The sequence below is a fragment of the Pseudomonas sp. AC193 genome (assembly GCF_979258075.1).
The window spans coordinates 1,129,689-1,139,538 of the sequence record NZ_OZ409832.1; the positions used below are offsets into that span (position 1 = coordinate 1,129,689).

The 9,850-nt window shown below is 59.9% G+C and carries 10 protein-coding genes; 5 read left to right on the forward strand and 5 right to left on the reverse strand.

Annotation, left to right across the window (positions count from 1 at the left end):
* Nucleotides 1-93: 93 nt before the first annotated feature.
* Nucleotides 94-1,440 carry a class II 3-deoxy-7-phosphoheptulonate synthase gene (locus tag ACZZ0D_RS05375; RefSeq protein WP_007964815.1) on the reverse strand — a complete coding sequence of 449 codons (1,347 nt, stop codon included), beginning with the start codon at nucleotides 1,438-1,440 and terminating at the stop codon, nucleotides 94-96.
* Between the two features lie 150 nt (nucleotides 1,441-1,590).
* Here ACZZ0D_RS05375 and ACZZ0D_RS05380 point away from each other — a divergent pair, with 150 nt between their 5' ends.
* Nucleotides 1,591-2,346 carry a spermidine synthase gene (locus ACZZ0D_RS05380; protein ID WP_053122388.1) on the forward strand — a complete coding sequence of 252 codons (756 nt, stop codon included), beginning with the start codon at nucleotides 1,591-1,593 and terminating at the stop codon, nucleotides 2,344-2,346.
* Between the two features lie 102 nt (nucleotides 2,347-2,448).
* Here ACZZ0D_RS05380 and ACZZ0D_RS05385 read toward each other — a convergent pair whose 3' ends face one another.
* A complete protein-coding gene (locus ACZZ0D_RS05385) occupies nucleotides 2,449-3,240 on the reverse strand; it encodes a crotonase/enoyl-CoA hydratase family protein (RefSeq protein ID WP_212543698.1) in 792 nt (263 codons plus the stop codon).
* A 423-nt stretch (nucleotides 3,241-3,663) separates the two neighbouring features.
* Between ACZZ0D_RS05385 and ACZZ0D_RS05390 the strand changes: the two genes are divergently transcribed.
* A complete protein-coding gene (locus tag ACZZ0D_RS05390; protein ID WP_053122275.1) occupies nucleotides 3,664-5,337 on the forward strand; it encodes a DEAD/DEAH box helicase in 1,674 nt (557 codons plus the stop codon).
* A 106-nt stretch (nucleotides 5,338-5,443) separates the two neighbouring features.
* On the opposite strand, the gene ACZZ0D_RS05395 is transcribed toward ACZZ0D_RS05390, so the two are convergent.
* Nucleotides 5,444-6,211 (reverse strand): DODA-type extradiol aromatic ring-opening family dioxygenase, encoded by a 768-nt coding sequence (locus ACZZ0D_RS05395; RefSeq protein ID WP_463552616.1) that lies wholly within the window; start codon nucleotides 6,209-6,211, stop codon nucleotides 5,444-5,446.
* 102 nt (nucleotides 6,212-6,313) lie between these two features.
* On the opposite strand from ACZZ0D_RS05395, the gene ACZZ0D_RS05400 reads away from it, so the two are divergent.
* A complete protein-coding gene (locus tag ACZZ0D_RS05400; protein ID WP_463552617.1) occupies nucleotides 6,314-6,970 on the forward strand; it encodes a thiopurine S-methyltransferase in 657 nt (218 codons plus the stop codon).
* 90 nt (nucleotides 6,971-7,060) lie between these two features.
* On the opposite strand, the gene ACZZ0D_RS05405 is transcribed toward ACZZ0D_RS05400, so the two are convergent.
* Both ACZZ0D_RS05405 and mobA read right to left on the reverse strand, forming a co-directional pair.
* Complete coding sequence (locus ACZZ0D_RS05405; protein ID WP_053122269.1) at nucleotides 7,061-7,282, reverse strand: YgdI/YgdR family lipoprotein; 222 nt, start codon at nucleotides 7,280-7,282, stop codon at nucleotides 7,061-7,063.
* Nucleotides 7,283-7,360: 78 nt separating this feature from the next.
* Nucleotides 7,361-7,963: a molybdenum cofactor guanylyltransferase MobA gene (gene mobA / locus ACZZ0D_RS05410; protein ID WP_053122267.1), complete on the reverse strand. Its 603-nt coding sequence runs from the start codon at nucleotides 7,961-7,963 to the stop codon at nucleotides 7,361-7,363.
* 81 nt (nucleotides 7,964-8,044) lie between these two features.
* On the opposite strand from mobA, the gene moaB reads away from it, so the two are divergent.
* Together moaB and ACZZ0D_RS05420 are read left to right on the forward strand one after the other, a co-directional pair.
* A complete protein-coding gene (moaB, locus tag ACZZ0D_RS05415; RefSeq protein WP_053122265.1) occupies nucleotides 8,045-8,584 on the forward strand; it encodes a molybdenum cofactor biosynthesis protein B in 540 nt (179 codons plus the stop codon).
* Nucleotides 8,568-9,794, forward strand: a complete 1,227-nt coding sequence (locus tag ACZZ0D_RS05420) for a molybdopterin molybdotransferase MoeA (protein ID WP_426619513.1) — start codon at nucleotides 8,568-8,570, stop codon at nucleotides 9,792-9,794. Before moaB ends, ACZZ0D_RS05420 begins: the two co-directional genes overlap by 17 nt.
* Nucleotides 9,795-9,850: the final 56 nt, after the last annotated feature.

The following is a 9,850-nucleotide window of genomic DNA, read 5'->3' on the forward strand; positions in this document are numbered from 1 at the left end:
AGCAAGCCCGCTCCCACATTTTGAAATGCATTCCAAATGTGGGAGCGGGCTTGCTCGCGAAGAGGCCCGTTCAAGCGATAAAGATCTCGAACCTTAGCGGCGAACCTGCTTGAGGGTTTCAGCAATCAAAAACGCCAACTCCAGCGACTGATCGGCATTCATCCGTGGATCACAGTGCGTGTGATAGCGATCCGACAAACCGTCTTCCGTAATCGGCCGCGCTCCACCGATGCACTCGGTGACGTTCTGCCCGGTCATCTCGATATGAATCCCGCCGGCATAAGTGCCTTCCGCTTCGTGCACCTGGAAGAATTGCTTCACCTCGCCAAGAATCTGCGCAAAGTCGCGGGTCTTGTAGCCGCTGCTGGCCTTGATGGTGTTGCCGTGCATCGGGTCGGAACTCCACAGCACCTGCTTGCCTTCACGCTGCACCGCGCGGATCAGCGCCGGCAGGTGATCGCCAACCTTGTTCGCGCCCATCCGTGCGATCAGGTTGAGGCGGCCGGGATCGTTGTCCGGGTTGAGCACGTCGATCAGGCGGATCAGATCATCCGGGTTCATGCTCGGGCCGACTTTCACGCCGATCGGGTTGTTCACGCCACGCAAGAATTCGACGTGAGCGCCGTCGAGCTGACGGGTGCGGTCGCCGATCCACAGCATGTGCGCCGAGCAATCGTAGTAATCGTTGGTCAGGCTGTCGCGGCGCACGAAGGCTTCTTCGTAGTTCAGCAGCAACGCTTCGTGGGCGGTGAAGAAACTGGTTTCGCGCAGTTGCGGGGAGCTGTCCATGCCACAGGCGCGCATGAACGCGAGGGTTTCATCGATGCGGTCGGCGAGGTGGCTGTACTTCTCCGCCAGCGCCGAGTTGGCGATGAAATCGAGGTTCCACTTGTGCACTTGGTGCAGGTCGGCAAAGCCACCCTGAGCGAAGGCGCGCAACAGGTTCAGCGTCGCGGTGGACTGGTGATAGGACTGCAGCAGACGCTCCGGATCCGGTACGCGGCTCTTCTCATCGAAACCGATGCCGTTGACGATGTCGCCGCGATAAGCCGGCAGCGTCACACCATCGATGGTCTCGTCGTTGGCCGAACGCGGCTTGGCGAACTGACCGGCCATGCGCCCGACCTTGACCACCGGGCAACCGGCGGCGAAGGTCATGACGATCGCCATTTGCAGCAACACTTTAAAGGTGTCGCGAATCTTTGCCGCAGAGAATTCGGCGAAGCTTTCTGCGCAATCGCCACCCTGGAGCAAGAACGCCCGGCCCTGAGTCACTTCAGCAAACTGTCGACGCAGCTCGCGTGCCTCGCCGGCAAACACCAGCGGCGGATAACTGGCCAGGGTTTGCTCGACCTGGCGCAGGTGCGCGGCGTCGGGGTATTGGGGTTGTTGCTGGATCGGCAGGGCGCGCCAGCTGTCAGGGCTCCACGGTTGGCTCATCACGGTCTCTAAGGTTCTACGCACGGACGGCCATGTTAGCAGCAATTAGTGCGTGACCTGCTCCCGCCCCTTCGCCGACAATCGCCGCTTTGCCACGGCGCCACAGCGGTGCCATCGCGTCACCGCGCCCGGTGACCATCAGGAGACGAAATGACTGAGGAGCGCGTCGAGCATCTGCTCGCCGAAGTACAGGATGAGTTCGGCGTGATTCGCGTGCTGGAAGTGGCCGATTACCGCTTTCTCGAATTCGGCGATGCGATCGAGCAGAGCTGCGTGTTCACCGCTGACCCGAGCTGGCTGGAGTACGACTACACCCGCGCGATGCTGATCGGCGCGTTGTGCCATGAGCAACCGGACAGCGCGCTGTTTCTCGGGTTGGGTGCGGGGACATTGACCCAGGCCTGCCTCAAGTTTCTGCCGCTGGAAGACGTTGAAGCCATCGAGTTGCGCCCGGACGTGCCGCGTCTGGCGATCGAATATCTTGGGCTGGATGATGACCCGCGTCTGTACATCCGTGTTGGCGATGCGCTGGAATTGCTGCCGACGGCGGAACCTGCGGATTTGATCTTCGTCGACCTCTACACCGACGTCGGGCCGGGTGTCGGGCACCTGGCCTGGGGGTTTCTCGGTGATTGCCAGAAGCGTTTGAATCCGGGCGGCTGGCTGGTGATCAATCAGTGGGCCACCGATGATGGCCAGCCGTTGGGCGCGGCGCTGTTGCGCGGGCTCTATCACCGGCATTACTGGGAGCTGCCGGTGAAGGAGGGCAATGTGATTTTGCTGGTGCCGGCGGATCTCGATCAGGAGCTGGACATGCAGGCGTTGACGGCGCGGGCCGAAGCACTGGCGCCACGGTTGGGGTATTCGTTGCAGTCGTTGATCAACGCGATTCGCCCGGCCACTTGATCCGAAACCCCTGTAGGAGCTGCCGAAGGCTGCGATCTTTTGATCTTGTTTTTCATAGGATCAAGATCAAAAGATCGCAGCCTTCGGCAGCTCCTACAGGGGTTAAATTCCTTTGAATATTCCAGGCCGCCGTTCCACTAAAGACCGCACGCCCTCCTTGGCATCCTCACTCGCCAACAACTTCTTCACCAGCGCCGGCAAGCCCTGCGTCGCCGCCGTCTCACCCTCATACCGCGCCTGCCGCGCTGACATCAACGTCGCCTGCACCCCCAATGGCGCCTGTCGCGCGATCCGCTCCGCCAATTCGATCGCCCGAGGCAACAAATCCTCACTGGCCATCACTTCCTGCACCAACCCCAAGCGCAACGCATCGTGCGCATCAAACTCATCGCCGGTCAGCAGCCAGCGCATCGCATTGCCCCAGCCGGCAATCTGTTGAAAACGCAAAGTCGCGCCACCAAAAGGAAAAATCCCACGCTGCACTTCCATTTGCGCGAAGCGGGTGTTGCTCGCGCAAAGATTGATATCCGCCGCCAACATCAGCTCGATCCCGATGGTCAGGCAATAACCCTGCGCCGCGACAATCACCGGTTTGCTCACCCGTGGCCCGACAAAAACACCCCACGGATCGCAACCGCCGGTCGGAACCTGCCAACCTTCGGCCAACGCTGAGCTGGCATTTACCAGATCCAGACCGGCGGTAAAGTGTTCGCCATGGCCGAACACCACCGCCACCCGCGCCTCGCTGTCGGCTTCGAATTCGCCATAGGCCAGGCTCAAGTCGTTGAGCAGGTCGAGGTCGAAAGCATTGCGCTTGGCCGCTCGATCCAGGCCGATCAGGTGGACGTGACCACGACGTTCTCGGCTGACGCGGCCGGCGCAGGGCTGATTCATCGGTAGATCCTCGGGCGGGAAGGGCGGGTGCAGCGACGGAATGCCGCACGTCGGTGAATCGTTTAAGCGTCATCGCCCGCAGGGCCGGGCCTTTGAAAAATAGACCTTGAAACGATTATCCGCAAAACCCCATTACACAGCGGTGACACACGCATTTTGCCGATAAAAAAAGCTCCCTTTTTGGGCAATTTCCGGTATAGTGCGCGCCGGCCTTTAACCGGGCCGCGTTTAGGTAGCGCAATTCCCCGAAGTCAGCTTCGGCTGCACGTCCGCACTGCGGGCTCTTCCCGGACGATTCTTTTTTTCATTCATTCGTTTTCGCAAATCCCCGCCGACAAAGCAGCCAGGGCGACTCTTGAGTCTCAACACGGCATGCGCAGCTTTGGAGCATGGGTCTTTGCGGATGCACTTAGAGGCAGACCCATGACCCAGGAAACCGGCGGCTTCGCCGCTTTTAATCTTAATCCGAACATTCTTGCAGCCGTCATCGCGACTGGCTACGAAGAACCTTCGGCTATTCAGCAGCAATCGATCCCGATCATCATGGCCGGTCAAGACATGATTGGTCAGGCGCAAACCGGTACGGGTAAAACCGCCGCATTCGCCCTGCCGATCCTGCACCGCATCGATCCTGCCAAGCGCGAGCCGCAAGCCCTGATCCTGGCGCCAACCCGTGAGTTGGCGCTGCAAGTAGCAACCGCTTTCGAAACCTACGCCAAGCAAATGCCAGGCGTTACTGTTGTGGCCGTTTACGGCGGCGCGCCGATGGGCCCGCAACTGAAAGCAATCCGTAATGGCGCACAGATCGTTGTCGCCACCCCGGGCCGTCTGTGCGACCACCTGCGTCGTGACGAAAAAGTCCTGTCGACCGTGAACCACCTGGTTCTCGACGAAGCGGACGAAATGCTCAAACTGGGTTTCATGGACGACCTCGAAGTTATCTTCAAGGCTCTGCCACCGACCCGTCAGACCGTACTGTTCTCGGCCACCTTGCCGCAGTCGATCCGCGCCATTGCCGAACGCCATCTGCGCGATCCGCAACACGTGAAGATCCAGACCAAGACCCAGACCGTTACCGCGATCGAACAGGCTCACCTGTTGGTTCACGCTGACCAGAAGACTTCGGCTGTTCTCAGCTTGCTGGAAGTGGAAGACTTCGACGCACTGATCATGTTCGTGCGCACCAAGCAAGCGACCCTGGATCTGGCCAGCGCCCTCGACGCCAAAGGCTACAAAGCCGCCGCGTTGAACGGTGACATCGCCCAGAACCAGCGTGAGCGCGTTATCGACTCGCTGAAAGATGGCCGTCTGGACATCGTTGTTGCGACCGACGTTGCTGCTCGTGGTCTGGACGTTCCGCGCATCACTCACGTGTTCAACGTAGACATGCCGTACGATCCAGAGTCCTACGTTCACCGTATCGGCCGTACTGGCCGTGCCGGTCGCGAAGGTCGTGCACTGCTGCTGGTGACTCCACGTGAGCGCCGCATGCTGCAAGTGATCGAGCGTGTAACCGGTCAGAAGGTTGCTGAAGTTCGCCTGCCGGACGCTCAAGCCGTTCTCGATGCGCGCATCAAGAAACTGACCAACAGCCTGTCGCCGCTGGTGGCTGACGCTGAATCGACTCACGGTGAGTTGCTCGATCGTCTGACCGCAGACATCGGCTGCACTCCGCGTGCTCTGGCTGCTGCGCTGCTGCGCAAAGCCACCAACGGTCAAGCGCTGAACCTGGCTGCAATCGAGAAGGAACGCCCACTGGTGCCGAACAACGCACCGCGTGGCGACCGTCCTGAGCGCACTGGCGATCGTCCTGATCGTGGTGACCGCGAGCGTCGCGCGCCAATGCCTTTGGGCGAAGGCCGTGCTCGTTGCCGTACCGCGCTGGGTGCGCGTGACGGTATCGCTGCGAAAAACCTGCTGGGCGCCATCCTCAACGAAGGCGGTCTGGCCCGTGAAGCGATCGGTCGCATCCAGGTGCGTGACAGCTTCAGCCTCGTCGAGCTGCCGGAAGATGGTCTGGACAAACTCCTGACCAAACTGAAGGACACTCGCGTTGCCGGTAAGCAGTTGAAGCTGCGTCGCTACCGCGAAGATTGATCCGCTCTTGGGGTGATTGATCGCACATAAAAAATCCCCGACTGGTTCGGGGATTTTTTTTTGCCTATTTTTTGCCCTTGTAGGAGTGAGCCTGCTCGCGATGGCATCAACCGAAGCGGTAAATATCCATCCCCAGCGCACCCATCGTGAATCCCTTGTGCGCCACACTAAACTCACCCCCCGCACCCCGCGCAAAATACAGCGGCAACAAATGCTCATCACTCGGATGGTTGCGCACCGCATTCGGCGCCTGCTGACGATAATCATGCAGCGCCGCCTCATCATCGGCTTCCAGCTTGTCGATCACCCAATCACGGAAATCCCGCGCCCATGGCTCAACGCTTTCCGGCCCGGCATGCCAGTCCAGTTCGCGCAGGTTGTGGGTGATGCTGCCAGAGCCGATCAACAGAATCCCTTGCTCGCGTAAACCGGCCAATGCTCGACCCACACGGGTCTGAAGCGCCGGGCCTGCCCGACTTGGCAGCGAAACCTGCACCACCGGAATATTCGCCTGCGGATACATCAGCGACAACGGCACCCACACGCCATGATCGAAAGGGCGCTGCGGGTCGAGACGTGCTGGCAGGTTGTTCGCCGTCAGCAACTGCGCCACTTCTCCAGCCAGTTGCGCATTGCCCGGCGCCGGGTATTGCACTTCAAACAGCGCACGGGGAAACCCGCCAAAGTCATGCCAGGTTTCCGGTTGCGGATTGCTGCTGACCAACAGTTCGTGGCTCTCCCAGTGTGCAGAGACGATCACGATGGCTTTCGGTGTCGGCAGTTCGGCGGCCAATCGCGCGAGGGCCGGGCCGCTGGCGCCTGGCTCCAATGCAAGCATCGGTGAGCCGTGTGAGATATACAGACTGGGAAACATGTGCGGGCTCCTGAACGGTAAGATGGCCCATCTTCAGTCAGTTCATTGATCTAAATCTAATATAAGTTTTAACGCTTTTTGATCGAATTTTTAGGGGGATGCATGCAGCCTGAGTTTTGGCACAAGAAGTGGGCTTCGAACCAGATCGGCTTTCATTTACCGCAAGTGAATCCTTATCTGCAACGGTTCTGGCCGGATCTGAATCTCGCGGCACAAGCGCGGGTGCTGGTGCCGTTGTGTGGGAAAAGTCTGGATTTGCTGTGGCTGGCCGGGCGCGGGCACCGGGTTCTCGGTATTGAACTGTCAGAGAAAGCCGTAGAAGACTTTTTCACCGAGCAACAACTGCAGCCACAGATCAGCGAGCACGGCGTCTTCAAGGTTTACCGCGCTGGCACAATCGAGTTGTGGTGCGGTGACGTTTTCGCGCTGAGCGCAGAGGACGTTGCCGATTGTTCCGCGCTGTACGACCGTGCAGCAGTGATCGCCTTGCCGGCGCCAATGCGCGAGCGTTACGCCGAGCATTTGCAGAATATTCTGTCGGCGGGTTTGAAGGGGCTGTTGATTACGCTGGATTACGATCAATCGCAAATTTCCGGGCCGCCGTTCTCCGTAGACGATGCTCAAGTGCGACACTTGTTCGGGGGCGCATGGCAGATGCAGGTGCTGGAATCGCAGGATGTGCTGAGTGACAGCGGCAAGTTTGTGCAGGCAGGTGCGACGCGGCTTGAGGAGCGGGTCTATCGGATAACCGCTCGGTAACTTTCTTGCGCGCATAAAAAATGCCCCGACGTATCGGGGCATTTTTTTAGCCGGGCAAACCGGCTGGGTCAGACGTCGCTTCGAAGAACCTTACAGTTCTTTAACGGTGCGAACCTGATCCTTGTTGATGCGAGTTTCTTTGCCGTCCAGTTGCTGGAACTCGTAGAAACCCGAATCATCATCGTATTTCGGCGTGTCGACGGCCTGGATTTCGCGACCGTCATTCAGCGTGATCACTGTAGGCGACGAGCAACCGGCGAGGGTGGCCAGGCCCAGTGCGAGCATGAGAGAGGCGATGGTCCGTTGAGTCATGGGTGTGTCTCCGAATGGGAATTCTTTTGGTTACTGAGCTTGAGACGTATACAAGGCGTGAGAGTTCCTTGAATAGTGTCAGTCTGACACAGTGTTATGCGCCTTTAACAGTTCGGGGGTGTTGAGGTTGGCCAGTCGCGGGTCATTGTCCGGGCATTCCAATGCAGTGGCGCCGAGGCTCCGCATCACCCGGCCGGGGCTGCGTTCACCGCTGTTCCAGGCGGTTTCGAAGGCTGGCAGCAGGCTCACGGGAATCACGCACAACAACGGTTCCCAGTGCTCGTCGTGCCACAACATTAAAGGTTTGTCAGGATTGTGATTGGCGGTTTCGCGCATGCTTTGCAGCAGTGCTTCGTCGATTCGCGGAACATCGCACGGCAACACCAGCAAGTGTGAATGGCGCGCCGCTTTCAAGCCTGCACGAATACCGGCGAGTGGCCCGGGGAAGTCACCCTCATCATCCACCACCAATTGATCGGCATAGGTTTCATAGCGTTCGCGATTACGGTTGCAGGAGATGATCAAATCGTCCGTCAGCGCTCGTACTTTGCGCTGCAGATGCGCAATCAGCGGTTCGCCGTGCCACTCGATCAAACCTTTGTCCTGACCGCCCATGCGCTGGCCGCGTCCGCCTGCCAGCAGCAGCACGGAACAAGGGGGCAATGGCGTATTTGCGGTCATTTTGGCTCTCCGTAGGGGCGGCGTAAAAAGGGGGCGCTGTGATATAACACCGGGCTGTTTCTCCTACAACTGGACGAGCCTATGAAAGCCAAGGCTGATGTACCTTTCGCACCGCTCAATATTGCCGTGCTGACTGTCAGCGATACCCGAACACTGGAAACCGACACCTCAGGTCAGGTCTTTGTCGATCGCCTGTTGGCGGCCGGCCACAACCTGGCCGAGCGGGTTCTGCTCAAAGATGATCTGTATAAAATTCGTGCGCAAGTCGCCAACTGGATCGCCGACGATGTTGTGCAGGTCGTGTTGATCACTGGCGGCACCGGCTTCACCGGCCGTGACAGTACGCCGGAAGCGGTGGCCTGCCTGCTCGACAAACAGGTCGATGGCTTTGGCGAATTGTTCCGCCAGATCTCGGTGGCCGATATCGGCACCTCCACCGTTCAATCCCGCGCACTGGCCGGTCTGGCCAATGGCACGCTGGTGTGCTGCCTGCCGGGTTCGACCAATGCGGTACGCACCGGTTGGGACGGGATTCTCGCCGAGCAACTGGATTCCCGTCACCGCCCATGCAATTTCGTCCCGCATCTGAAACAGGCGGCGCCTTGTGAATCCCGTGGGTAAGCCGGGCAAGACCGGTGCGCTGATGCCTGTCGAAGTGGCATTGGCGCGGCTGCTGGAAATGGCCGAGGCCTCGCCAATCGTCGAGCGTGAGTATTTGCCGCTGGCTGAGGTTCAGGGGCGCGTGCTGGCCGAGGATCTGGTTTCGACGCTGGATCTGCCGCCGTGGCCGAACAGTGCGATGGACGGTTACGCGCTGAATCTGGCCGACTGGACGGGCGAGCCGTTGCCGGTCAGCCAGAAAATATTCGCCGGGCAAGCGCCTGAACCTTTGCAGCGTGGAACCTGTGCTCGAATCTTCACCGGCGCACCTGTGCCGGCCGGAGCCGATTGTGTCGAGATGCAGGAAAACGCCGAAGTCATGGCGGACGGCCGCGTAGGTTTTTCCGAAGCCATGAAAGTCGGGCAGAACATTCGTCCGCAGGGCCAGGAAACCACGGTGGGTGAACTCGTCCTGTCGGCCGGCACTCGCCTGGGGCCGATCGAGCAGGGCTTGTCCGCTTCATTGGGCCGCGCCGGCCTGAATGTCGTGCGCAAGGTGCGCGTAGCCGTGCTGTCGACCGGCGATGAACTGATTGAGCCCGGTCAGGCATTGGGGCCGGGGCAGATTTACAACAGTAACCGTGTGGTGCTGTGCAGCTGGTTGCAGCGGCTGGGCTGCGAAGTGATCGATGCCGGGATTCTTCCGGACAATCTGGCGACGACCCGAGAGCGTTTGGGCGAATTGCAGGATGTCGATCTGATTCTCTCCACTGGTGGTGTTTCGGTCGGTGAGGCGGATTTTCTCGGCATCGCATTGAGGGAAGAGGGCGAGCTCGCCTTGTGGAAGCTGGCGATCAAACCCGGGAAACCGCTGACCTTCGGCCATTTCCGTAACGTGCCGGTGATCGGGCTGCCGGGTAACCCTGCTTCGACGCTGGTGACCTTCGCCCTGTTGACCCGGCCGTATCTGTTGCGGCGCCAAGGCGTGCAAGACGTTGAACCACTCAAGTTCCGCGTGCCGGCAGGGTTCAACTGGCCAGTGGCTGGCAACCGTCGTGAGTACTTGCGCGGACGGCTGGAACAGGGCCGGGCGATCATCTATCGCAATCAAAGCTCCGGCGTTTTGCGCAGTGCAGCCTGGGCTGACGGTCTCGTCGAGGTGCTTGAGGGCCGGACGCTGGTTGAGGGCGACGAAGCTGTCTTCATTCCCCTGAGTGAGCTTCTGGGTTAACTGCCTCGGTATCCGCAGGTGCTGGCGCGTGTCGCCGGCACCTGCGGGCCCGCTCA